The organism is Iamia sp., from assembly GCF_035575815.1.
In the GTDB taxonomy this organism is placed as follows: Bacteria; Actinomycetota; Acidimicrobiia; order Acidimicrobiales; family Iamiaceae; genus Iamia.
In genome coordinates, this window is the sequence record NZ_DATLXO010000050.1 from 1 (window position 1) to 20,090 (window position 20,090).

A 20,090-nucleotide genomic window follows, 5' to 3' on the forward strand; every position below is an offset into this window, starting at 1 on the left:
TCGGCAGGGTGGGCGACGGTCGCCATCCAGCGCTGCTTGCCGGTGGTGAGCAGGCGGACCTCGTGGCGGAGCATCTTGGCCTTGACCGGATTGAGGGCGGCGTGCTCGGCGGCCAGGTCCATGACCTCGGCGACGGCCTCGGCGGTGCGGGGCGTGGTGGGTGGTGTGAGGGCGGCGGGCAGCGGCAGACTCATGCCACTACCTCGGCGGAGATGCGTTGCTCCACGGCGACCGCGTTGGCCGCAATGCCGGTCATCAGTGCAACGAAGCGACGGGCGTGATCCTCGTCGTAGAACATTGCGACCAGCCTGCCTTCGTGGTCGATCACGTCGCAGATGCGCTCGTCCGTTCGGCACTTGCGGATGAACAGGATCACGACCCCACCTCTGCCAGCGCCGGTCGAGCGGACGCGGTCAGGGCGGCGGCGATGTCGTCGCGGCGGTGACGCTCGACGGCGGCTTCGTAGGCATCTCGGAAGCGAGCCTGCAAGAATCCGAGGTCCTTGGCACTGCCGCCGCCCCTCGGGTCCGGGGCGGCACACATGGCCGCCCATCCGACGGCTCGGACGGCGGCGGCAGTGGCGTCGTCGGGGAAGACGGGCGGGCCGTACCACAACTCAGCCCCGGTGCGGCGGACCTCGCGCATCGCCAAATACCACGCTTGTTCCCAGCCGAGGGCGGTGCTTGTGACGTTCTTCACGAACGCCCGCAGCTCGCCGGGGTTGGGCGGGAACGTCGGGTGCTGGGTGAGGATGGCCCGCCAGATGTCGCGGGTGAACAGCTCGGCGGCCAGGTCTTCGAGGGCCAGGTGGTAGCCAACCTCGGAGCCTTTGCCGATCTTGTCGGAGTTGGGATAGAGGCCGATGAGGGTACGGACGATGTGCGCCTTGGTCTCGTCGATGGTCATGACTGATCCTCCTGGGTGGCGGCGGCATAGGCCGAGTACTCGGCCAGTCGGTCCATGTGGGTCGGCTTCTGGCCGTTGGGTGATGCGCGGGGCTTCGGCGGGTCGAAGCGCGACGGGGCCATGAAGTTGCGCCAGGTGGCATCCCAGTCGGCTTTGCGGTGGCCGTTGCTGGCAGCCCAGTCCCGGAACCGCTCGGTCTTGGCGGCGATCTCGTCCAGGGTCATGCCGTGCTTCTCGGCTGCCGCCTCGATGGCCGTGGCTGTTGGCTCCCAGTCGTCGGGAATCAACCGCAACGCCGGCCTCGGCTTCTTCTCGGGCGGGGGGTCTACGTCCGACCGAAGGGAGGACGTAGGGGGACCCTCTCTTGTAATCTTGTTAGGTTCTAGTTCGTGTGACATTTGGACGTGACCTATGTCCACACCTATGTCCACACCTATGTCACAGCCACGCTTGTTAGGCGTTACGGCTATCTGGTATTCGGTGTTCACGGACATGTTGTGGCTGTTCGCTCGCCGCTTCCGGGTTATGAAGCCCCCCTCTTCCAGTTGGTCGAGGCAGCGGGTGACGTGCTTGCGGCTCAGGTGGCACGACTCGGCGATGTCGTCCAGGGAGGGATGGCACCGTCCGTCCTTGGAACGGCGCAGCAGGTGCCACCAGATGCCGAAGCACGTCCCCCCGAGCGTTGCCAGGATGGTCTCCCCAACGGCGCGGTCGACCATGACGAACGGGCGGCGGACCGGCTGACCGTCGTAGGTGGCCTGCTCCTCCTCGCTCACGAGACGAAGGGCCGGTCGGTTGGTCGTCGCATACGCCCGCTCCATTGCCGTCTAGTTGTCCATGCCGGCGATGCGGCGGGCGGGCTTGACCGTGGCGGTGGCCTCGATCAGGGCGGGTTGCTCGCTGATCTCCCCCGTCTCGGGGTCCACGTCGTCGGGGGCCTCGGCGGCGATCTGCTCCTCGATCCAGTCCTCGACCATCCGGCGGGCGTCGGCGGGGTCGTCGGGGAGGCGGACCTTCAGGACCTTCTTGAAGCTCGCGGCGTCGAAGACCACGTGGTCGCGGGCGTCGTCGTAGAAGGCGTCCCAGGCGACGCGGCGGTCGGGCCAGCTCGCCTCGGCCCGCTTGTAGGCGGCGGCGGCGAGTTGCTTGGCGTGGCCGCCGAGCCGGTGGCTGGTCAGGGCCTCGGCGACGACCATCGGCTCCTCGTTGACGAGGCGGCGGAGGGTGTCGACAGCGGCGGGGGTGAGCCCCGCGAGGGCGTCGCCCAGGAGGGCGAGCTGGTCGGCGTCGAGGTCCTTTAGGCTGGCGACGTCCCAGGCCAGGGCGGCGAGGTCATGGAGGTCGTCGTGGGACAGCCCGGCCTGGTTCGCCTCGGCGTGGACGCGGGCCATGACGGACGAGGATGGGGCTGTGGCGCGCTGTAGCGCGTTCTGCTGCCTGTTTGCGGTGTTTCGGGCGTCTTGGGCCATCACGTCTGCGAGGTCGCCAGGGCGGACCTCCTGCCATCCCTCGCTCCGGAACGACGCGGGGCGTGCTTCGGAGTCCAGACCTTCGATCTCGACCGCGCCATCCTCGCGCACGTCGACGGTCGCACCCAGCTCCTCCGGGCGGACGCGGCGGGCGCTCGGGATGCTGTCGACCTCCGACTCGTCGAGCATGCCCAGCCCGCAGATGGAGAGGGTGACGCGGCGCTTGGCCTTGGTGAGCGCCTTCATGTAGGCGTTGCTGAGGGCCTCGCCGCTGAGTCCCTTGATCGAGACGGCACCCATGTCGGTGTCGAGCCTGCCGACGGCGTCTTGGGCGAATGCGGTGACGATGTGCAGGCCGTCGGACGTGGTCTCGCGGTCGGCGCGGGTGATGCTGACGCCCCGGATTCCGCGGAGTTGGTCGGTGCAGCCTTTGTTGGCGTACAGCACCATCTTGCCGTTGAGGATGAGGTACGAAAAGGGCTGGGTGAGGGGGTTGAGGCCGACCGATTCGCAGACCTCGATGTAGTAGCGAGTTCGTTGATCGTCGGTGAGCAGCTTCAAGTCGCCCTTGGTGATGACCTCGGACATGATCGCGGCCGGGCTTGACTTCTCGACAGTGGCGACGGCGTTGCTAGTTAGCATGTGCGTGTCCCTTCCAACGGTGATTTCGGACGATGGCGTGGGCGTGCTGCATGGAGATGCCGAACTCGTCGGCGAGCGCGTGGTCGGTCATCGGGTGGGTCTCTTCGTGGCGGGGGCGACGGGCGGGCGGTCAGCGGTCGGCTCGTTCAGGACGGCGGCGTGGGCCTCGGCGGTCTGGCGGGTCCAGCGCGGGTTCCCGATGATCCGTCCGGTGGCGTGCGTGGTGACGACGAACCCCCCGGACCGGGTCTCGACGACGCCGAACGGCTTGGCGGCGTGGTCGCTCGGGAAGCTGGCGCCGCCGTCGTCGGGGATGACGGTGGAGGCGCTGGGGCTCGGTGCGGCGGCGAGCAGTTCGGCCACGTCCCACGTCGTCTGGGGAGCGGCGGCGACGCCGTCCGGGTTCGTCTTCCAGTAGGCGGCGAGGTCGTGGGCGCTCTCGAAGCTGGGGGGCGGCGGCTGGTCGGGCACGTCGGGTCCTCCTGGGGGTGGCGGGGCGGCGGTCCGCCCCGCGCTCGGCTAGCGGGGGGTCAGGTGCTCGGCGGCGATGGCGAGGGCCTGGAGGGCGACGAGGGCGGCCAGGTGGGCGTCGACCTCCGTCTCGTGGACGTCGGCCTCGATGGCGGCGTCGATGGCCTTGTCGAGGACGGCGATGCGCTCCCGGACCATCTCGGCGGTCCGGTGGCATTCGTGCGCGAGGACGCGGTCGGCCGGGCAGCCGGGGGGCAGCCGGTCGTAGGGGGCCTCGGTGCGGAGGACGCGGATGGGCGTCGGGCGGTCGCCGCCGAACAGGCGGGCCACGTTGCGGCGCTTGATGGCGTCGTTGTGCTCGGCGATGGTGATGCGGTCGGTGAGGGGGTTCCGCAGGTGGAGCATGGGGTGTAGACTCCTCTCGGGTCTGGTAGCAGCGGGTCCGTCAGGCCGTGGGGTGTCCGTCACCCTGCGGCCTTCGTCGTGTCCGTTGGATCTCACCTCATGGCGGTCTCCTCCCCGCTTGACGTGTACGTACAGTCCTGCTATACCTACGTATATGGGGAAGTACGAAAGTCCCGACCGTCATCGGGCGACCGGGCGGAAGGCGTGGACGGCGATGGTGTCGATGGTTCGTCGGCATCTCGGGCAGAACGCCCCGCGCGCGGGGGAGAAGCGGTCGGGCGTGGAGCCGCAGACGTCGCAGGGTCGAGCGGTGGGCGTCGCGCTCGGGCGGCGCCTCCGGACGGGCGGGAGTAGCAGGGGGGCGGGTGTCATGTCAGCAGCACCACGGCCACGTACAGCCACGAGGCGACGATGGACCAGGCGCAGCACCACGCCACGACCTCGAACAGGTAGCGGACGGTTCCCATCAGGCAGCCACGCGGGCGGTTCGGCCGGACGTGAGCGCGGCGACCATGGTGGCGACGGCGGCGTCGCGGTCGATCTTGCGGATGGCCTGGACGGTGTGGGGCCAGCCGAGCTGGTCGAGTGTTCCCTCGTGGCAGCCGTGGTACGTCTGGTCCTCGCGGAGGGCGGCGGTGAGCTTGTGGTGGCGGGCGATGAAGGCGCCGAGGCCGTCGCACGCGGGGAGGAGGTCGGCCAGCTTGCGGGCGGTCTCGGCGGCGGACTGGCGGACGGCGGCGGGGGCCTCGCGGGTGTCCTCGATGATCCAGCAGGTCGCGTCGTAGTGCTCGGCCAGGATCGCGTCGATCATGGTGTCGCGGTGGGCGTCGCTGGCGGGGTGCGGGTCGATCATCGGGGGCCTCCTGTCGTCGCTGCCGCCGCCGGTCCGTCCGGCGGTCATGCTGCCTGGTCGTCGCTCGCGGGTGACGAAGTGTCGTTCGTGAGCGATTCGAACAGCAAAAAAAGGGGGACGCCGAGGACGGCCGCGATCCGACGGGCTCGCTCGGCCGGCACGGGTCGGCGTCGGTTCACGTAATGACCGAACAGCGCCTTGCCGATGCCGGACTCGCGGGCGACCCAGGTGTGCCGGATGCCGCGGTTGTCCATCACGTCTCGAAGGTGGGTGGCTCGGTAGGTCGTCGCTTCCATGTTGGTATTGTATGCGCACGCATACAACGTTGTCAAGTAGTGTGATGTCCATGACGAGCGAGCCCTTCTCCGCCTGGCTCCGGCGGCAACTGACGCGACGGGACGAGTCGCAGGCGGAGTTTGCCCGTGCCATCGGCAAGCACCCTGGGGTGGTGAGCCGGTGGTTGCAGGGCAAGCAGCCGACGCCTGCGTCGCTCGACCTGGTGGCCGACTACTTCCACGTGCCGCACGATGATTTGCTCGCGATGGCGGGTCATCGTGTCGAGGTGGGTGAGTTGGCGGTGGACGACCCGCGTCGACGGCTGCACGCGCTGGTCGACCGGGTGAGGTGGACCCCCGATCTGGTGTGGTTCATGGAGGGCGCCTTGGAGCGCATGATCGAGGGAGCGCCAGACGATGCGTAGGTGGTGGTTGGTCGCCGTGGTGGTGGTGTTGGTTCTGGTCGGCGCCGGCCGGTCGACGGATTCGAGCGGGGCGCGCTCGGCGTTCCGCACGCCGTTCCCGACGATGGAGGACCCGTGGGAGGAACTGAACGCGACGAATGACGCGAGGGTCGCGGACGACGACGAGCGGCGGCTGTACGACCGCATCGATGACCTGGAGCGGGAGATCGACGACCTCTGGGAGACCGTCGACGACCTGTCCACGCAGGTGGCGCGCTAGCCGCCGGCGTCGGTGAGGGCGGCGTCGAGCCGCTGGGCGGTGTCGCGGCTGAGCGGGACGACGGACTCCCTGCCTCGGGGGCCGATGACGGTGAGCTGGCAGGCGTCGTCGTCGCAGAGGAGGCTCACCATCGCCGAGACGAGGGACGGGCTGCGGTTCAACTGGCAGCGTGTGACGAGCAGCGAGGCAGACCAAGCGATGGGCGGCGTGTCCACATATGGCTCCGTCGTCGGCCCGCGCCCGGTACCGGGGCAGCTCGGGCGGGAGGATGGCCGGCACGCCGGTGGTGTTGTGTCGATCCGTGCAGGCAGGGTACACGACGCATATGACGGGCTGTCAAGCCGCCGTTCGGGCTACGCGGGGAGGACGTACGTCCCGAGCGTACAGAACGGGCGCGCTGATGGCAACGGGTGACGAGCCGAGGAAGTGGGCGGTTCCCGTGATCCGGCAGTCGGCTCAACTGTTCGGCGAGACGGCGGAGTCCAGCCTGAGTCTGGAAACCCAGCTCGACGCGATCCGGCGGTGGGTGGCGTCGAAGCCGGAGGTGTACCGGGGGGTGCGGCCGCCCATCGTGGAGCACGCGGTCTCGGGGGCGGCGCCGCTGCGGGCGGGGTTCGACGCGATGCGGGCGCAGGCGGCCCCGGACGTGGACTTCGTTATCTACAAGTTCGACCGGTTGGCGCGGGACCTGCTGCACCAGGAGACGATTGTCCGGGCGGTGCGGCTCGAAGGCTCGGCGGTGGTGTCGATCAGCGAACCCAACTCGGACCTCGTGCGGGGGATCTTCGGGGCGGTGAACGAGGACTTCCGGCGGCAGCTCGCGGAGCGGATGCGGGACGTGTACCGGGGGCGGGCGGCGCGGGGGGTGCAGGGGGGACGGCCGCCGTACGGGTACGGGCGGGCGGGTGTGCAGGTGGTGGCGCGCTCGGACGGGACGATCCACGAGCGGCCGCACGGGGATTTCTCCGTGCGGGAGGACCAGGCGGCGGTCATCCGGGAGGTGTTCGGGCGCTACGACGGCGGGGAGACGCGGTGGTCGATCTCGGTCGACCTCAACCGGCGGGGGGTGGCGACGGCGCGGGGGTCGGCGTGGACGCTCGACACGGTCTCGGGGCTGCTGGGGCGGGGACTGTACGCGGGGCGGGTGGCGTTCGGTGGGGCCGAGACGGGACGGGTTCGCGAGGAGTACCGGATCGTGGGGGGCGAACTCTACGACCGGGTCCAGGCGCGGCTCTCCCGCGAGGCGCGGACGCGGGGCGGGAAGAAGGGGGCCAGTTGGCTGGACGGGCTGGTCGAGCACGGGTGCGGCGCGCGGATGTACGCGGTGTGGCACGCGGACCGGCAGGGTACGCGGTTCTGGTGCCGGTCGCAGACGACCGCCGGGGGCCGGTGCGCGTGTCCGGGTCGGACGGTGGCGGCGGGGAAGCTGGAGGCGGCGGCGTTCGCGTGCCTGGTCCGGGACCTGGGGGGGGTGCGGACGCTGGCCGAGGCAGTGGCGTGGGCCGAGGCCGAGGCGGGCGGGGCTGTGGCGCGGGATCGGCGGGGCGAGATCGCCCGGGCACTCGTACGGCTCGGGCAGCGGGTCGAGCGGGCGCGGTCGCTCTACGTCGAGGAGGGCGACGACGCGGCGCGCTCTGCCTACGTCCGGGTGCGGGACGCGGCGGCGGTCGAGCGGCTCCGGCTGGAGGGCGAGGCGGTGGCGCTGCCGGCGGCTCCGGACGCGGGGCGGTTCACGGCGATGGCGGCGCACCTCGGGGAGGCGCGGGCGCTGCTGCCGCTGCTGTCGGATGACGGGCGGCGGGGGCTGGTCGAGGGGCTGGCGGTGGCGGTGTACGACGGGCGGACGGTGTGCTGGACGTGGACGGGGGAGGCGTCGGCGTTCGTGCCCTCCCCCGTCTCGGTGGCGGTCTAGTCGGTGGTGATGCGTGTGCATCGGTAGATCGCGTTGACGAGGTCCTGTTCGGCGCTTTCGATGAGCTGGGTCACGGTGGAGTACCTGGGGTCGGCGTGGATGGCCGCGCGGATGCGGGCGAGGTCGGTGTGGTGTTGCTCGATCAACTCGGCGAGGTCGTTCGGCTCCATGGTGGCTCCTTGGTGGTAGGTACGGGGGCTTTTGAGAAAGGTACGACCGACTAACCTATCACTTGGGGAGAGGTGGTCCCTCGGTGGGGTCGAGGTTCTCTGCGTCGATCATGGCGATGGTCTCCCGTATGGCTTCCAATCGGCCTAGCGACTTCCAGTATTGGCGCTCCATGGCCGCGTACTCTTCCAGCACCCTGGACAGCGCGGCCCGCAGGTGGTCATCGGTGGTCATGGCGGCAAGCTGTGGTCCCTTCGCCCGCATGGATCGGTAGGTGGCGTGGTTGACTGGCTCGAAGGCGGTCATGGCTGCTCCCATCGTCGCGGCTAGAAGGGCGGCTCGTCGGGTCCGGGCGGGACGTAGGGCGGCCGGGGCTGCTGCTCCTCCCAGACGAGGAAGGCGTCGTACGCGTCGGTGGCGGCATCGCAGGCTGGGCAGGCGCCATCGTCGCAGAGCATCTCCGAGGCGTACGGGCAGTCGGCGGTGCCGATGCGGTCGGTCATGGGGCCACCGCCTCCATTTCGTAGGCAACATCGTCCAGGCGGGCCGTGACGACATCGAGGGCGGTCACGGCGTGCGTGCCCATCGGGTCGGCCTCCATCGCTCCTATGGCCGCTGTGGCGCGTCTGTGGGCCTCCTCGATGCTGACGCGCAGGCGGTGCAGGGCGACGGCGCGGGCGGGGTGGGATGGGTCGCTCAGCATGGCGGCGACGGCGGCTGCGTGGTGGGGCGGCGTGATCGGGCGGGCGGACTCCATCTGTTCCATGTGGCGGTGCGTGACCTGGAGGAGGTCCGCCATGGTCTTTTGCGTGAGGCCGAGGGCGATCCGGGCGGCGCGGAGTTCTTGGCGCGTCATCGGGTGGGCTCCGCTCGGGGGTACATGGTGCGGTGGGCCAGCTCGGACAGGGCGGTGATCCGGCGTTGCGCGGCGGCGCGGGTGGACGGGTGGGGATGTTGCGAGAAGTGGGCGCCGCGGTCGGTCTCGATGGCGTGGACGGCCTCGCGCAGGGTCTCGTTTGCGCGGTGGTTGGCGACGTAGGCGGCGACGTACGCTTCTTCCTCGGGGGTCAGGGTGTCGGTCATGGGGTGGGCTCCTCACTGGTCCGGTGGACGGTCGCCTGTACGATGTCGATCTTGCTTGTCTCCAGGATGGCTTTCGCCCGTATCGTCGCCTCCGCCTCGTCGGCCGCGAACACGCGATAGGTCACGAGGGCGTCGACGAGGTAGGGCCGGTCCGTCGGGCGTCTGCGGGGCAGACGGTGGGGTTGCTCGCTCGTCGGCATCCCGGCCTCGGCCAGACGACTATTGACCGTGTTGAGCGAGACGCCCAGCGCGGTCGCGATCTGAGCCCGTGAGCGCCCCTCGCGGCGCAAGCCCGCAACCACCTCGGCCGTCACGTCGCGGCGCTGGTTGGCAGTTGGTCGCGGGACGAGCGTCTCTCCGGCCTCCGCGAGGCGGGCGCGTAGCGCCATGTGGGATATGCCGTACGTGCGGCCGATCCGCTCGACGGACATCCCGGCGCGGTAGTCGGCGATCACGTCGGCCATCGGCAGCGCCTTCACCGGCCGCCCCGTTGTGGAGCGCTCGCGCGTGATCCCCGCCTCGGCCAGGTAGCGCCGCAGCGTTGGGGAGCTCGTGGCGTACCGACGCTGCATCTCCGCGAGGCTCACGCCCTCGCGGTAGAGCCGGACGGCGTCGGCCGGGGTGATCGGGGGGCGGTCGACCACGCTAGTGGAGGTCGATCCCGTACTCGGCCTTGACCGAGGAGGGAAGCTGGCTGACGATGTCGGCCAGGTCCCAGTCGCACGTCGCGGCGACTTCGTCGAGGTCGAGGCCGGCCTCCTCGAAGAGGTCTCGCAGCTCGACCGTCTCGACCTCGATCTCGGCGACGGCCGCGGCCGCGAGGCGGTGCGCGCCGGTCAGCGCCTGCTCGCCGTCGACGACGACCGGCGAACCAATCCATCCGTCGGCGGCCATGGATGCCGCGATGGCCGCAACCTTGGCGGTGTCATCCGGCCGGTGGTAGGTCATGTAGTTGATCGCCATTGGCGGGCTCCTATCTGGTGGGCGCTGGCCTCGGGTCCGTCCCTTGGCGGTGACTCGCTCCGGTCGTCAACCGGGGCCGCGTGCGCGGGGCGAGTCGGTGCGTGCTAGCAGTCGCTCCCGTCGGGCAGCCAACGGGGGTCGATGTCGTCGCCGTCGAGGAGGACATCCCACTCGCGGCCGTACTCGGCGGCCTTGTACTCCTCCTGTGCTTGGGCGATGCGCATCCGATCGCGGGCCGCGGCGTACGCGGTCATGGCGGCTTCGTCGGTGTTGACCTCCCCGGCGCAGGTGCGGCAGTGGACGTGCTCGACCTTGGCGAATCCGGCCGGGCAGTGGGGGCAACCGACCACGCCGGCCTCCTCGACCGTGGCGACGGTGCGGGTGCGGCTGCTGGTTCCGTGGCGGCGGGTGTAGTCCTCGCACCAGTCGATCTCGGCGCGGCACGCGGCCTCGGTGCCGGCCATGGTGACGATGGTGCAGTCGTTGAACGTCTCGACGACGGCGTGGGTCTTGGTGGGGACGGGTGCGGGCTCGATGGCGATGCCCTCCGCGGTGAGGAAGGCGATGCAGTCGGCGCGGGAGCTGTGGTACCGGACGCTGGTGTCTCCGGCCTGGTAGGCAGCCTCGCGGCTGACCAGCTCGGCGAGATACGCGCGGACTCGGTTGTCGGCGTCGTCGCTGGTGGCGACCAGGTGGCGGAACCCCATCGCATCGCAGACGAGGGTCCGGTCCTTGAGGGTGGGGGCGATGCCGGACCAGAACGCGAAGGTGCCGTAGTCGGCGCTGGTGGAGAGCGTGGTAACGTTGGTCATGGTGGCCTCCTGGGGCTACCTGGCCGGGGTGGGAGGTGAGAGTCCCTACCCGGCCGCTCCGTGTCAGGTCCATTCCCTGACGACCTGTATATACTACTACGTCAGTGGTCGGGATGTCAAGGGGTACGAGGGGATCTTCTCGCAGATTGCCGCTCGGTCTCGGTGAGGGGGAACTGCGAGGGGTGCGCCTCGCCGGTGTAGTAGATGCACCAGTAGCGGCTGCTGTTCTGGTGCTTGGTAATGGCTTCGAGGTGCGCGGGGTTGCGGCACGCCTTGTTGCGGCAGCGGTGGTCGATGATGTGCCCCTCGGGGATCGGTCCGTGAGCGAGGGTGTACGCGATGCAGTGCGCACCGTGGCCGAAGGCTTTGGCGTAGGCGGCGAGGTTGGTGGTCCCTCGCCGAAACCAGCACCCACCGGGATGCGTGGTCGTGTCGAGCGAGGACCAGAAACGTTCGATTTGCCGAGGTGTGAGGGTTGGGATAGGATTGGTACGCACGTCAGGTCCTCCTGATGGGCCACGGCCGGGGGTGTTGACGCACCGCTCGGCCACTCTCTTTGGTTGGGCTAAGTATCGACGATACAGGCATGCGGAAGGCCGGCAGGGTGAGCTGCCGGCCTGGTCGTGGGTGTGTGGGGATGACGAGGGCTAGGGCTCCTCGCGCTCCGGGAGGACGTGCGGGGTGGGCACCGTTAGCTTATCAATATCACGAGGGGACAGGGCGGCTTGGCGGTTGGCTTCCTCGACGGCGGTGCCCTCGGTCTCGGCGGCGCCGTCCAGGTTGGCGCCGTGGGAGGCGGTCGGGTCGGTCTTGGGGCCGTCTGTCTGGTCGGTCGAGACGGCCTCGGTCTCTTGCTGGCGGGCCATGACGGTGGTGAGGTCGGCGGCGCTCATGGGCTGGTTCTTGGTTGTCGACACGGTGCGGTCTCCTTGGTGTGCGAAACGCGACGAGCGGTCATCGGGCCTCGCGGCCTCCTCCTCTCTGTGCCCAAACTATGCCATATCGTATCATCGCGATATGATGGGAGAGACACGGGGACCGGTGGCACGGGAGCGATACCCAGAGGCGGTGCGGGAGCTGGCCTACCAGCTCTGGGCCTTCGTGGCGGACCGGAAGGTGCATCGCGTCCCACAGGCGGCGCGCTCTCCGGAGTGGGCGGAGCTGGTGAACGGCCAGGAGTTCCCCCCGCTCGACACGCTCTACGACTGGGTCAAGCGCTTCGGGTGGAACCAACGGGCGGATCGGGAGCTGCACGCCATCGCCCCGGATCTCCGCCTCCGCACCCAACAGACGGTCGCCATGGGCACCGCTGAGGCCGCCGCCTATCTCCGCCAGGTGTTGGGGGATGAGGAGGTGGACCCGAAGATCCGCACCCAGGCCGCGGTCGCGCTCCTGGACCGCGGCGGCTTCTCCCCGGTCGGGACCCGCGGCGGGCTGGGCGAGGTGGACGCCCCACGCGCCATCCTCGCCGCCATCGGCGATCTCACCGGCCTCGACGACACGGCGCTGGCCGAGCTGGAGCTGAAACAACGGGAGACGACCCGGATGCGGAAGGATGAGGCGAGGATGGCGCGGCGGGGTTAGGCGACCGCGTGGCGTCGCTTGTGGGCCGCCACGCGGTGACGGTTGCACGTCCGGCAGTACCGATAGCCTCGCTTGCTGATCCAGGTGTTCTCGGGCGTCAGGTCGTGTCCGTGGACGCAGGCGGTCTTGCGAGCGTGGATAGCGCTGGGTCCATCACCACGCAGCGTATTGACCTGCGTCGTCACGGGCTCTAGATGACGCACGTTGCAGCATGAGCGGAGCCGGCACCCTCGCGCCTTCACGTGGTCGATGGTGAGCCCATCCGGGATGGGTCCGCACGTCAGGGTGTAGGCCACCCGATGCGCACGCATCCGTGAGCCCGCGATCTCGACTACCCCGTATCCATCCTGCCTACCACCTGGTGCGTGGACGCTGATGAGCGGATCAGGGGATGACGGTGTGTCTGTGTGTAGCCCACCACCCCGCGTCATCCGTTGCCCGGTCCACGGGTGGCAGGCGTCTACCCCACCCGACGTATCCACCTTGGCCCAGAACCTGGCGACCTGGTCGAGGGTGAGCATCGGCACTGGCTTCGTCTGCATCAGGCTACCTCGCGCTGCTGTGCCGCTGTCGTTGGCTGTCGTTACTCAGCCTCAGCCCAGTCTACCACCCCCCCCTCCCCCCCTAACACCTACCCTCTGCCCTTACTCTGGTCTGTGCGGTACACCCCCTTCTGCCCCCACACATTAGCGGAGCGAGTGGACTGAGAGGGATGGGTGGAGTCCCACCCTCCGTCCCCGTGAAACATTCCAGACGCGGTGAGACCCGGTCTAGCCTCTTCGGCAGTCACCGGGTCTCACCCGAAACGGACCCAGCCGGTGGGAGCTACTCCACCCCAGTCTGCAAGTGACCGGGTCGCGGAGCCAGTCTAAACCGGGAAACGACGATCCCATCCCGTTCGTACGGGCCGACGGCAGTGTGGAAGCCCCCCTCATTCCCCCCGTCGCCGTGCGGTCACGGCTATCGCCCACTCTCGGGGTGAGGAGAGGGCGCTGTGGGGAGTCCGGTACTTCTTCGGGTGGTCGCTCGCGGGTCAGTCGACGGGGGCCGGGGGCAGGAACTGGGCGCAGCGGCGACACCAACGCTCGGACACCACGAAGCCGGGGACCGGCGGGGCGACGAACGTGCGCCAGGCCACGAGGATGATGTCGTGGTCGCAACGCCGGACGTCTGGCGGGCGAGGCGTGCTAGGCTTGGACGGCATGCTCACCTCTTGGCAGGGCGCAGACGTGCAGAGGGCCGGCGGGAGTGCTTCCCGGCCGGCCCTCATCGTAGCACCCTGGGGAAGTCCATCAGTCGAACACCGCCCCGTCCGCCGTCCACGGATTCTCCTCCGCGTAGCGCACGATGACCCGCCGCCCGACCCCCCGAGCCGGCAGCTCGATCACTTCGGTGGGTTCCGGAGCCCGCCACTCCCCGCCATCGGGGTCGGGACCGACCGTCATGCGTCCACCCGGCTCATGCCGGAACACGGCCTCCCCATCGGATCGACCCGGCTGCACCTTGATCGAGAACGTCGACCCGTCCATCAGTCGAACACCGCCCAGTCAATGACGCTGAAGCTCATGGTGTGGTCCCTCATGGCAGGGTGATGCTCCGTGGCCGGGGGGGAGGGCTTTGGGGTCCCGGAGTCCCCCCCTTCCTCGCCATGAGGAGCATACCGGTCGCGACCGGCGCCCCCATAGTCTACACCCGCACAGGCGCCCATCCATCATACACCCGCCCGGTCGTACGCTCGCAGCGTGCTACGATGACGCCACGGGCGTACCCGATTGGGGTCGTCGTCCGACGCGAACCCCGAAAGGCAGACTCCTATGGCAATCGGCGGCGGCATGCGCCTCTACGTCCCCGCGAACCTCCCCACCGCCCCGACCAGCCGGGCGCTGTTCGTCGTCCAGGGCGGCCCGCTCTTCCTGGAGTCCATCGAGCTGCGGTACGAGGTGCTCGCGTCCATCGCGACGACCATCACGTTCCGCAAGATCAAGGCGGGCACGACGGCGCTGGCGAACGCGGCGGCCTCGGCGACGGTGATCGAGCTGCAAGCGGTCGGCATCGACGCGACCCAGGTGGCGGGGATCACCCGCGCGCTAACGCTCCTGACGACCACGGCGGGGGTCAGCGCCCGGCAGTTCGTGGACGGCGACGTGCTGGCGGTGTCCTTCGGGGCCTCGGCGGCCACGGCGCTGGCGGGCTTGCAGATCACCGCGACGTTCCGGCGCCGCGCCGGCGCGAGCGTCTAGGGAGCGCCCATGGCCCGGATACCGGGGCTCCACCGCATCGTTGAGACGGATGACGGGGGGATCGAGCGGGTCGACCTGAGCGAGGTTCCGCCCGCGCCCCTCGGCCCCGATGACCCCGAGCGGGCCGCCAAGCAGGCGGCGTTCGTGGCGTGGGTGCGGGCGGTGCGGCTGGCGCGGGTCGAGCGGGCGGAGGCATGCCGGCAGAACCCGGCGGCGGCGGAGCTGGAGCGGGAGCGATGCCGGCGCTCGGCCCCCTACTTCCTGGCGATGTGGGGCACGATCTACGAGCCGCGGACGCGGGGCGGGCGCGGCGGGTACAACCCGTGGATACCGTTCGCCCGCCAGGTGGAGCTGCTGGACTGGGTCGAGTGGGTGATGATCCAGGACGGGGCGTCTGCCGACGGCGTGGTGAGCAAGTGCCGCGACGTGGGGGCGACCTGGACCTTCTGCGGGTGGGCGGTCCACGGCTGGCTGTTCAAGACGCCGTTCAACGGGCTGCTGCTGAGCCGCAAGGAGGAGTTCGTCGACTCCAAGCAGCCGAAGAGCCTCTTCTGGAAGATCGACAAGGTGATCGAGTACCTGCCGGAGTGGCTGCGGCCGTCGGGGTACAACCACCAGAAGCACCGCCAGAGCCTGTACCTGGAGAACCCGGCCAACGGGAACGTGCTGGGGGGCGAGTCGACGAACACGAACGCGGGGCGGGGCGACCGGGCGACGTTCGCGTTCTTCGACGAGGCCGCGATCATCCCGGACTTCCTGAACGTGTGGATGGGGACGGCGGACACGACCGAGCACCGGTTCGCGGCCAGCACGGAGTCGATGGAGGAGGGGCCGGACTTCTACGAGCTGCACTCGGGGAAGGCGATGGACCACCACCCGTCGCTGTTCACGGTGGACTGGTGGGAGAGCCCGTTCCACGACGACGCTTGGTACGACCGTCAGAAGGTGCGCTACGAGGCCCGCCCGGACCTGTTCGCGCAGGAGATCCTGCGTGACCACCGGGCAACCCAGGGTGACACCTACGTCTACCCGATGGCGGTGGACATGGGGACGACGACGGCGCTGTCCTACCGGATGGGCTCGCCGCTGTACGTCGCCATCGACCCCGGCATGGCCGACGAGACGGCCCTGATCTGGGTGGCGCACGACCCCGCCACGGGCTACTACGACGTGCTCGACGGCTACCAGAACCGGCGCAAGCCCGCCGACTTCTACGGGACCATCCTGACGGGTCAGATGATGTCCGGCGAGTGGGACTACACCCAGGCGGACCTTGACCTGATGTCCTGGACCGGGATGCTGCCCAAGGCGACGTACTACGGCGACACCTACGGCGACAACCAGATGGGCGCGTCGCTGGACACGTTCTACGGGGTGCTCGCGCGGGAGCCGTTCGGCATCTATGTCAACCGGGACCGCGACGCGGCGGGCAAGACCACGGCCTCGAAGATGGCGTTCCGGACGTTCAAGGGGCGGCGGGACGCGCTGCGCTGGCTGCTGCCCCGGCTGCGGTTCGCGGACACCCCCGGCGCCTCGGACGTGCTGTCGGCCTTGCAGCAGAACCGGTTTCAGCGCAACGACGGGCGCGAGCGGACCACCGACGCCCGCGGCCCGATCCGCGACTGGAGCACGCACTTCGTCAGCGCCCTGGAGTACCTGGCGGCGCACCTCAAGTACCGGACCGAGCTGCACGGGGCCATCGGTGCCCGCGAGGCACGCCGCAACGCCCGAACCGACCCGGCCATGCTCCCGACCTACGCCCGCCCCGCCGCCTACCGCGGAACCCGTCTGAGGGCCACCCGATGATCGAGACGAACGACCTGATCGAGCAGTTGGCTGCCATTGAGCACGAACGGTGGGCCGACTGGCAACGGTACATGCACTCGCTGTGCGCCGAGAACGATGACGGGTCGCTCACGATTCCTGCGGCGAGCGTCCAACATTGGAACCGTCAGATCCGGACGCCCTATGCCGATCTCACCGATGCGGAGAAGGCGTCCGACCGTGAGCAGGTTGAGCGGTACATCCATCTCGTGAAGGCGACTGACGAATGATCGACATGATGCCACCGGCGATGCCGATGCCCCAGGGGCCGATGACGCCCTTCCAGGCCGCACCGGAGCTGGACCTGGGGTTCGACCCGGCGCTCCTGGAGGAGTTGCTGGGCAAGCGCACGAAGAAGTTCGAGCCGCGCTACAAGCCGGGGTTCGACCCGACCCGGCTGCCGAAGAAGCCCGACCCCGAGCGGATCACGGCCGACGCCATCGCCCAGGAGCGGCGGCACGTCAACCGGCTGGCGATGCAGATGGAGACGGCGAACCGGCTTCGCCTCCACATCAAGGGCGTCTTCGAGAGCGACCTGGAGGCCCGCGAACTGGGCGATCAGGACCCGTGGACCAGCTCGGAGCTGGTGGACGACTGGAACCTGCTGTGCTCGTTCGGGGCGAACATCGACCCGTTCTACACGAAGTCCGTCCGGCGCCGCGAGGACCGCATCCACGGGCAGACGCTGGAGGATTTCGGGCGCTTCCTGCGGGAGGAGGCGGAGAGCCGCTGGGTCGACGGCGGCGACATGTACCTGGCGATGGCGGAGTGGAAGCTGCTGACCGTCTGCGGCGAGGTCGTGTCGCGCAACTTGCCGAACCTGGATGACGAGGGCTATCCGATCAGTCACAAGCTCGTCAACCCGATGACCGTCTACCCCGTCTTCGGCGGGGAGCGCGGCCTCATCAAGCTCTACCGGAAATATCGGACCACCTACGCCGACGCCGTGGGGGATTGGGGCGAGCCGTCCAAGCAGGACCGGGCGCGGTGGGCGAACACGCGCGGCAACGGGCGCGACACCGACGACACGATGGTGACGGTCACGGAGTATTGGGACGAGTGGTGGCGGTCCATCACCATCGACGACGGCATCGTGCTGATGGAGGTCAAGAAGCACGCGCTCGGGGAGGTGCCCTACGTCGTCCAGCGTGGACCCGGCGGCGAGCCCTGGGCCATGGACGCCGGTCTGGGGGATACGTCCGGCGGAGGCGACGCGGATGGCTGGCGCGAAGGGCTGCCCGACGACGCCGACATGGGGTACAAGTCGACCTCGTCGATCTGGTCCCAGCGGGAGCGCCACGACCAGACGGAGGCCATCGCGGCGCGGGTGCTGACGCAGCTCAAGAAGAACGACGCGCCCCCGGTCGTTATGACGCGCTCGAACGAGGCCGCGAACGCCCCCGGTGGATTGCCCGAGATTGACTGGCGGAAAGGCGGGATTACGGAACTCTTGGAGGGAGAGGCGATTTCGCCTATGCCGACGAACACGTCGGCGCTCGACCTTCAGATGCTGATGGGGCTGCTGAACACCGACCGGCTGACGGGCGGGCTGCCGCCGCAGATGGGCGGGGCGAACCAGCAGAGCAACGTGTCGGGCACGGCCATGTCGACCATCACCGAGGGGGGGATGGATAAGACGGCCGGCTGGATACGGACGATGGAGCTGTACCGCTCGCGGGTGCTGACGCAGCAGATCCGGCTGTGGCGCAACGTCGGCCACCTGTCGCGCTTCTCGGAGGGGGAGGAACGACCCTTCCTGGTGGCGGTGAGCGCTCCCAGTGGCAACAGCGACCTCGGGCGGGAGGTGACGCCGGAGCTGATCGACGCCATCGGCCCGGATGTGACAGTGAAGCTGACGCGGGTGCGCTCGGCCGAGATGGTCCCGATCCTGACGGCGATCCAGATGGGCAACCAGCTCGGGATCATCACGAAGCGGCGCGGGGCCGAGATGTTGGGGATCGGGGACTACGACCGGGTCCAGGCCGAGTGGCAGGAGGAGATGGCGCTGTCGGCGACGGCGGAGGACGAGCAGTTCCGCAAGCTGGTCATCATCCCGATGCAGCTCGCGCGCAGCCTGGAGGAGGCGACGGACCCCCGCGAGCGGGCCATGTACGAGGTGCTGCTGGACAAGTGGATGGAGATCCAGCAGCCACCCCCGCCCGACCCGATGGCGGCCATGGGCGGGCAGCCGCCACCCCCCGGCATGGGCGCGCCTCCACCCGGCATGCCGCCCGGAATGACGCCCGGAGCGAACCCGGTGACGCCGGGGGCGTCCGGTGGGATAAGCTACGCGGCATTGGGCCAAGGCCCCGGCAGCGTGTCCGGCCAGCAGGGCGGCCCGCAGGGGCCGACGGGTCCCCATCCCCCGATGCTTCCGTTCGAGGTCGCAGGACCGTAGGAGGACCCCATGCCCGACTTTATGTCCAGCTCTCGGTACAAGGACTACATCAAGCCCCGCAAGAAGAGCAAAGGCGAGAGGGGCGCCGGGGCGGACCGCTCCGGGGGTGGCTCGACCGGCGTCGGCACCAAAGCCAAGGGTACGGCGACGGTCCAGTCTCCGTTCCAGGACCGCTGGGCTGGCAAGGGTGGGGGCTCGGTTTTCGGCTCCCCCAGCACGGGTGGGGCGGGCGCGGCGGGTCCCGCGGCCACCATGGCGGGCGCGTTCGCCGCCGCCCCGCCGCGCCCCGCGCCCCCCGTCGTCGGCGCGCCGACGACCGGCTGGGGGGGGATGATGGCGGCGGCCGAGCGGGCCACGGGCGGCGGGCAGACCGACGCGGTGGATGGGTTCGCCAGCCGGTACGCACCGGGGTCCGACTTCATGAGCATGCTCTACAGCAACCCGGAGGTGCTGGTTCAGGACAGCCTGAAGGGGATGGGGATCGGCAACGGCGGGGGCCTCGTGGACCTCATGTCCGAGAACGCCGACATGTACAACTTCGTCAACATGCTGATGAACGGCGACCAGGGTCGCCAGAGCATGCAGGACGGGGACTCGATCAACTACGTCAACTCCCTTATCACGAACAGTGCCACCCCCGGTGGGAGGTTGCCCAACCAGGAGGTGATGCTGAAGAACCTCTTGGACGCCCCGAAGGGGTCGGCCATGGAGTCGCTGATGGCGGGCACGCCCGAGCAGCAGGTCCAAACCGTAAGCGCCCTTGCCCAAGCCGCCTACGGCGGGTCCAACCCGCTCATGCAGCGGGCGGTGGCGAACGAGCTCCAGCAGCAGGGGCGCGACTACATCGCCAACTCGGCGCGGGGCGAGGGCGGCGTCGGGGGCGGCAACCGGAGCTTCGCCAACTGGCTCCAGGTCAACGGCGGCCAGCTCTTCTAGGAGGTTCCCGTGGCGACTCCCTTCCGCATGAACGACTGGCTCGGCGGCGCGGGCGCGGCCCCCAAGGCGCCGAGCGGGATGGCGAGCGCCTGGCAGACCCCGCCCCGGCAAGCGCAGCCCGCGCCGTCGCCCTACTTCGACCCCCGCAACAGCTACGGCGGGGATCGGAACTGGTACGACACGTCGGCGGTCAAGGGCGTCGACCTGCCCCGCGCCGACTTCGAGCGGTACCTGGCGACGCAGGGTCTCGGCGGGGACAGCGCCCGCGACCGCTACGCGCAGGGGCAGTACGGCCGGACGCAGGCGGGCTACCAGGCGGCGTGGCAGAACAACCCCGAGCTGGCGTACCGCGACTACCTGAAACAGTATTTAGGCGGGGGCATCGCGGACGGGTACAACCGGCTGAGCGCGTCGCAGCGGGGCGTCAACCCGACCTCCCGCGTCTCCACGATCCGCTGGGGCTAG

General features: G+C 69.6%; 33 protein-coding genes. 10 read left to right on the forward strand and 23 right to left on the reverse strand.

Features of this window, described 5'->3' with window-relative positions; translation table 11 throughout:
* From VNL12_RS04680 to VNL12_RS04720, 9 genes are all read right to left on the reverse strand, one after another.
* On the reverse strand, positions 1 to 194 hold a 194-nt coding region (locus VNL12_RS04680; protein WP_325591975.1), incomplete at its 3' end, for a hypothetical protein.
* Entirely contained in the window at positions 191 to 376 is a 186-nt protein-coding gene (locus VNL12_RS04685) for a hypothetical protein (protein ID WP_325591977.1), read from the reverse strand. The genes VNL12_RS04680 and VNL12_RS04685, both read right to left, overlap by 4 nt.
* The gene (locus VNL12_RS04690; RefSeq protein ID WP_325591979.1) at positions 373 to 906 is read right to left on the reverse strand and encodes a hypothetical protein; all 534 of its coding nucleotides are present in this window, start codon (positions 904 to 906) and stop codon (positions 373 to 375) included. The genes VNL12_RS04685 and VNL12_RS04690 overlap by 4 nt, the downstream gene beginning before the upstream one ends.
* Positions 903 to 1,682, reverse strand: coding sequence for a helix-turn-helix domain-containing protein (locus VNL12_RS04695; protein ID WP_325591981.1), 780 nt, complete (start codon positions 1,680 to 1,682; stop codon positions 903 to 905). Before VNL12_RS04695 ends, VNL12_RS04690 begins: the two co-directional genes overlap by 4 nt.
* Before the next feature lie 51 nt (positions 1,683 to 1,733).
* The gene (locus VNL12_RS04700; RefSeq protein WP_325591983.1) at positions 1,734 to 3,017 is read right to left on the reverse strand and encodes a hypothetical protein; all 1,284 of its coding nucleotides are present in this window, start codon (positions 3,015 to 3,017) and stop codon (positions 1,734 to 1,736) included.
* Between the two features lie 87 nt (positions 3,018 to 3,104).
* On the reverse strand, positions 3,105 to 3,488 hold the full coding sequence (locus VNL12_RS04705) for a hypothetical protein (protein WP_325591985.1): 384 nt from the start codon (positions 3,486 to 3,488) through the stop codon (positions 3,105 to 3,107).
* Between the two features lie 48 nt (positions 3,489 to 3,536).
* Positions 3,537 to 3,893 carry a hypothetical protein gene (locus VNL12_RS04710; protein ID WP_325591987.1) on the reverse strand — a complete coding sequence of 119 codons (357 nt, stop codon included), beginning with the start codon at positions 3,891 to 3,893 and terminating at the stop codon, positions 3,537 to 3,539.
* A 466-nt stretch (positions 3,894 to 4,359) separates the two neighbouring features.
* Positions 4,360 to 4,746: a hypothetical protein gene (locus VNL12_RS04715; protein WP_325591989.1), complete on the reverse strand. Its 387-nt coding sequence runs from the start codon at positions 4,744 to 4,746 to the stop codon at positions 4,360 to 4,362.
* 44 nt (positions 4,747 to 4,790) lie between these two features.
* Positions 4,791 to 5,042 carry a helix-turn-helix transcriptional regulator gene (locus tag VNL12_RS04720; protein ID WP_325591991.1) on the reverse strand — a complete coding sequence of 84 codons (252 nt, stop codon included), beginning with the start codon at positions 5,040 to 5,042 and terminating at the stop codon, positions 4,791 to 4,793.
* A 50-nt stretch (positions 5,043 to 5,092) separates the two neighbouring features.
* On the opposite strand from VNL12_RS04720, the gene VNL12_RS04725 reads away from it, so the two are divergent.
* Together VNL12_RS04725 and VNL12_RS04730 are read left to right on the forward strand one after the other, a co-directional pair.
* Positions 5,093 to 5,446: a helix-turn-helix transcriptional regulator gene (locus VNL12_RS04725; protein WP_325591993.1), complete on the forward strand. Its 354-nt coding sequence runs from the start codon at positions 5,093 to 5,095 to the stop codon at positions 5,444 to 5,446.
* A 7-nt stretch (positions 5,447 to 5,453) separates the two neighbouring features.
* Positions 5,454 to 5,705: a hypothetical protein gene (locus VNL12_RS04730; protein ID WP_325591995.1), complete on the forward strand. Its 252-nt coding sequence runs from the start codon at positions 5,454 to 5,456 to the stop codon at positions 5,703 to 5,705.
* Here VNL12_RS04730 and VNL12_RS04735 read toward each other — a convergent pair.
* Positions 5,702 to 5,866: a hypothetical protein gene (locus tag VNL12_RS04735; protein ID WP_325591997.1), complete on the reverse strand. Its 165-nt coding sequence runs from the start codon at positions 5,864 to 5,866 to the stop codon at positions 5,702 to 5,704. The two genes, VNL12_RS04730 and VNL12_RS04735, sit on opposite strands and share 4 nt — an antisense overlap.
* A 107-nt stretch (positions 5,867 to 5,973) precedes the next feature.
* On the opposite strand from VNL12_RS04735, the gene VNL12_RS04740 reads away from it, so the two are divergent.
* Positions 5,974 to 7,617 carry a recombinase family protein gene (locus tag VNL12_RS04740; RefSeq protein ID WP_325591999.1) on the forward strand — a complete coding sequence of 548 codons (1,644 nt, stop codon included), beginning with the start codon at positions 5,974 to 5,976 and terminating at the stop codon, positions 7,615 to 7,617.
* Here the strand turns inward: VNL12_RS04740 and VNL12_RS04745 are convergent.
* The 10 genes from VNL12_RS04745 to VNL12_RS04790 all read right to left on the reverse strand — a co-directional run bounded on the left by VNL12_RS04745 (position 7,614) and on the right by VNL12_RS04790 (position 11,560).
* Complete coding sequence (locus tag VNL12_RS04745) at positions 7,614 to 7,787, reverse strand: hypothetical protein (RefSeq protein ID WP_325592001.1); 174 nt, start codon at positions 7,785 to 7,787, stop codon at positions 7,614 to 7,616. The genes VNL12_RS04740 and VNL12_RS04745 overlap by 4 nt on opposite strands.
* A gap of 58 nt (positions 7,788 to 7,845) precedes the next feature.
* The gene (locus VNL12_RS04750; protein ID WP_325592003.1) at positions 7,846 to 8,091 is read right to left on the reverse strand and encodes a hypothetical protein; all 246 of its coding nucleotides are present in this window, start codon (positions 8,089 to 8,091) and stop codon (positions 7,846 to 7,848) included.
* A gap of 20 nt (positions 8,092 to 8,111) precedes the next feature.
* Positions 8,112 to 8,288, reverse strand: a complete 177-nt coding sequence (locus VNL12_RS04755; protein WP_325592005.1) for a hypothetical protein — start codon at positions 8,286 to 8,288, stop codon at positions 8,112 to 8,114.
* On the reverse strand, positions 8,285 to 8,641 hold the full coding sequence (locus tag VNL12_RS04760) for a hypothetical protein (protein ID WP_325592007.1): 357 nt from the start codon (positions 8,639 to 8,641) through the stop codon (positions 8,285 to 8,287). Before VNL12_RS04760 ends, VNL12_RS04755 begins: the two co-directional genes overlap by 4 nt.
* Positions 8,638 to 8,868, reverse strand: coding sequence for a hypothetical protein (locus tag VNL12_RS04765; protein WP_325592009.1), 231 nt, complete (start codon positions 8,866 to 8,868; stop codon positions 8,638 to 8,640). Before VNL12_RS04765 ends, VNL12_RS04760 begins: the two co-directional genes overlap by 4 nt.
* Positions 8,865 to 9,512 carry a hypothetical protein gene (locus tag VNL12_RS04770; RefSeq protein WP_325592011.1) on the reverse strand — a complete coding sequence of 216 codons (648 nt, stop codon included), beginning with the start codon at positions 9,510 to 9,512 and terminating at the stop codon, positions 8,865 to 8,867. Before VNL12_RS04770 ends, VNL12_RS04765 begins: the two co-directional genes overlap by 4 nt.
* A 1-nt stretch (position 9,513) precedes the next feature.
* Entirely contained in the window at positions 9,514 to 9,831 is a 318-nt protein-coding gene (locus tag VNL12_RS04775; protein WP_325592012.1) for a hypothetical protein, read from the reverse strand.
* 104 nt (positions 9,832 to 9,935) lie between these two features.
* On the reverse strand, positions 9,936 to 10,643 hold the full coding sequence (locus VNL12_RS04780) for a hypothetical protein (RefSeq protein ID WP_325592014.1): 708 nt from the start codon (positions 10,641 to 10,643) through the stop codon (positions 9,936 to 9,938).
* Between the two features lie 116 nt (positions 10,644 to 10,759).
* On the reverse strand, positions 10,760 to 11,140 hold the full coding sequence (locus VNL12_RS04785; RefSeq protein ID WP_325592016.1) for an HNH endonuclease signature motif containing protein: 381 nt from the start codon (positions 11,138 to 11,140) through the stop codon (positions 10,760 to 10,762).
* A gap of 150 nt (positions 11,141 to 11,290) precedes the next feature.
* Complete coding sequence (locus tag VNL12_RS04790) at positions 11,291 to 11,560, reverse strand: hypothetical protein (RefSeq protein ID WP_325592018.1); 270 nt, start codon at positions 11,558 to 11,560, stop codon at positions 11,291 to 11,293.
* 151 nt (positions 11,561 to 11,711) lie between these two features.
* Here VNL12_RS04790 and VNL12_RS04795 point away from each other — a divergent pair, with 151 nt between their 5' ends.
* A complete protein-coding gene (locus VNL12_RS04795) occupies positions 11,712 to 12,227 on the forward strand; it encodes a hypothetical protein (protein WP_325592020.1) in 516 nt (171 codons plus the stop codon).
* Here VNL12_RS04795 and VNL12_RS21185 read toward each other — a convergent pair.
* The 3 genes from VNL12_RS21185 to VNL12_RS04805 form a co-directional block, all read right to left on the reverse strand.
* The gene (locus tag VNL12_RS21185) at positions 12,224 to 12,769 is read right to left on the reverse strand and encodes an HNH endonuclease (protein WP_414654850.1); all 546 of its coding nucleotides are present in this window, start codon (positions 12,767 to 12,769) and stop codon (positions 12,224 to 12,226) included. The genes VNL12_RS04795 and VNL12_RS21185 overlap by 4 nt on opposite strands.
* 491 nt (positions 12,770 to 13,260) lie before the next feature.
* Complete coding sequence (locus VNL12_RS04800; RefSeq protein WP_325592022.1) at positions 13,261 to 13,431, reverse strand: hypothetical protein; 171 nt, start codon at positions 13,429 to 13,431, stop codon at positions 13,261 to 13,263.
* An 88-nt stretch (positions 13,432 to 13,519) separates the two neighbouring features.
* Positions 13,520 to 13,672, reverse strand: coding sequence for a hypothetical protein (locus VNL12_RS04805; RefSeq protein ID WP_325592024.1), 153 nt, complete (start codon positions 13,670 to 13,672; stop codon positions 13,520 to 13,522).
* 369 nt (positions 13,673 to 14,041) lie between these two features.
* Here VNL12_RS04805 and VNL12_RS04810 point away from each other — a divergent pair, with 369 nt between their 5' ends.
* Genes VNL12_RS04810 through VNL12_RS04835 form a run of 6 tightly spaced genes read left to right on the forward strand, consistent with a single transcriptional unit; the run spans position 14,042 to position 20,090 of the window.
* On the forward strand, positions 14,042 to 14,467 hold the full coding sequence (locus VNL12_RS04810; protein WP_325592026.1) for a hypothetical protein: 426 nt from the start codon (positions 14,042 to 14,044) through the stop codon (positions 14,465 to 14,467).
* A 9-nt stretch (positions 14,468 to 14,476) separates the two neighbouring features.
* A complete protein-coding gene (locus tag VNL12_RS04815; RefSeq protein WP_325592028.1) occupies positions 14,477 to 16,273 on the forward strand; it encodes a terminase large subunit domain-containing protein in 1,797 nt (598 codons plus the stop codon).
* The gene (locus VNL12_RS04820; RefSeq protein WP_325592029.1) at positions 16,270 to 16,521 is read left to right on the forward strand and encodes a hypothetical protein; all 252 of its coding nucleotides are present in this window, start codon (positions 16,270 to 16,272) and stop codon (positions 16,519 to 16,521) included. The genes VNL12_RS04815 and VNL12_RS04820 overlap by 4 nt, the downstream gene beginning before the upstream one ends.
* Positions 16,518 to 18,689 carry a hypothetical protein gene (locus VNL12_RS04825; RefSeq protein WP_325592031.1) on the forward strand — a complete coding sequence of 724 codons (2,172 nt, stop codon included), beginning with the start codon at positions 16,518 to 16,520 and terminating at the stop codon, positions 18,687 to 18,689. The genes VNL12_RS04820 and VNL12_RS04825 overlap by 4 nt, the downstream gene beginning before the upstream one ends.
* 9 nt (positions 18,690 to 18,698) lie before the next feature.
* On the forward strand, positions 18,699 to 19,625 hold the full coding sequence (locus VNL12_RS04830; protein ID WP_325592033.1) for a hypothetical protein: 927 nt from the start codon (positions 18,699 to 18,701) through the stop codon (positions 19,623 to 19,625).
* A gap of 9 nt (positions 19,626 to 19,634) precedes the next feature.
* Positions 19,635 to 20,090, forward strand: a complete 456-nt coding sequence (locus tag VNL12_RS04835) for a hypothetical protein (protein WP_325592034.1) — start codon at positions 19,635 to 19,637, stop codon at positions 20,088 to 20,090.

Excerpts from the sequence above, each read along its gene's own strand:
- VNL12_RS04690 (WP_325591979.1), bottom strand. The coding sequence starts at position 906 with ATGACCATCGACGAGACCAAGGCGCACATCGTCCGTACCCTCATCGGC.
- VNL12_RS04700 (WP_325591983.1), bottom strand. The coding sequence starts at position 3,017 with ATGCTAACTAGCAACGCCGTCGCCACTGTCGAGAAGTCAAGCCCGGCC.
- VNL12_RS04710 (WP_325591987.1), bottom strand. The coding sequence starts at position 3,893 with ATGCTCCACCTGCGGAACCCCCTCACCGACCGCATCACCATCGCCGAG.
- VNL12_RS04715 (WP_325591989.1), bottom strand. The coding sequence starts at position 4,746 with ATGATCGACCCGCACCCCGCCAGCGACGCCCACCGCGACACCATGATC.
- VNL12_RS04720 (WP_325591991.1), bottom strand. The coding sequence starts at position 5,042 with ATGGAAGCGACGACCTACCGAGCCACCCACCTTCGAGACGTGATGGAC.
- VNL12_RS04725 (WP_325591993.1), top strand. The coding sequence starts at position 5,093 with ATGACGAGCGAGCCCTTCTCCGCCTGGCTCCGGCGGCAACTGACGCGA.
- VNL12_RS04740 (WP_325591999.1), top strand. The coding sequence starts at position 5,974 with ATGGCCGGCACGCCGGTGGTGTTGTGTCGATCCGTGCAGGCAGGGTAC.
- VNL12_RS04745 (WP_325592001.1), bottom strand. The coding sequence starts at position 7,787 with ATGGAGCCGAACGACCTCGCCGAGTTGATCGAGCAACACCACACCGAC.
- VNL12_RS04750 (WP_325592003.1), bottom strand. The coding sequence starts at position 8,091 with ATGACCGCCTTCGAGCCAGTCAACCACGCCACCTACCGATCCATGCGG.
- VNL12_RS04755 (WP_325592005.1), bottom strand. The coding sequence starts at position 8,288 with ATGACCGACCGCATCGGCACCGCCGACTGCCCGTACGCCTCGGAGATG.
- VNL12_RS04760 (WP_325592007.1), bottom strand. The coding sequence starts at position 8,641 with ATGACGCGCCAAGAACTCCGCGCCGCCCGGATCGCCCTCGGCCTCACG.
- VNL12_RS04765 (WP_325592009.1), bottom strand. The coding sequence starts at position 8,868 with ATGACCGACACCCTGACCCCCGAGGAAGAAGCGTACGTCGCCGCCTAC.
- VNL12_RS04775 (WP_325592012.1), bottom strand. The coding sequence starts at position 9,831 with ATGGCGATCAACTACATGACCTACCACCGGCCGGATGACACCGCCAAG.
- VNL12_RS04780 (WP_325592014.1), bottom strand. The coding sequence starts at position 10,643 with ATGACCAACGTTACCACGCTCTCCACCAGCGCCGACTACGGCACCTTC.
- VNL12_RS21185 (WP_414654850.1), bottom strand. The coding sequence starts at position 12,769 with ATGCAGACGAAGCCAGTGCCGATGCTCACCCTCGACCAGGTCGCCAGG.
- VNL12_RS04800 (WP_325592022.1), bottom strand. The coding sequence starts at position 13,431 with ATGCCGTCCAAGCCTAGCACGCCTCGCCCGCCAGACGTCCGGCGTTGC.
- VNL12_RS04805 (WP_325592024.1), bottom strand. The coding sequence starts at position 13,672 with ATGACGGTCGGTCCCGACCCCGATGGCGGGGAGTGGCGGGCTCCGGAA.
- VNL12_RS04810 (WP_325592026.1), top strand. The coding sequence starts at position 14,042 with ATGGCAATCGGCGGCGGCATGCGCCTCTACGTCCCCGCGAACCTCCCC.
- VNL12_RS04815 (WP_325592028.1), top strand. The coding sequence starts at position 14,477 with ATGGCCCGGATACCGGGGCTCCACCGCATCGTTGAGACGGATGACGGG.
- VNL12_RS04820 (WP_325592029.1), top strand. The coding sequence starts at position 16,270 with ATGATCGAGACGAACGACCTGATCGAGCAGTTGGCTGCCATTGAGCAC.
- VNL12_RS04825 (WP_325592031.1), top strand. The coding sequence starts at position 16,518 with ATGATCGACATGATGCCACCGGCGATGCCGATGCCCCAGGGGCCGATG.
- VNL12_RS04830 (WP_325592033.1), top strand. The coding sequence starts at position 18,699 with ATGCCCGACTTTATGTCCAGCTCTCGGTACAAGGACTACATCAAGCCC.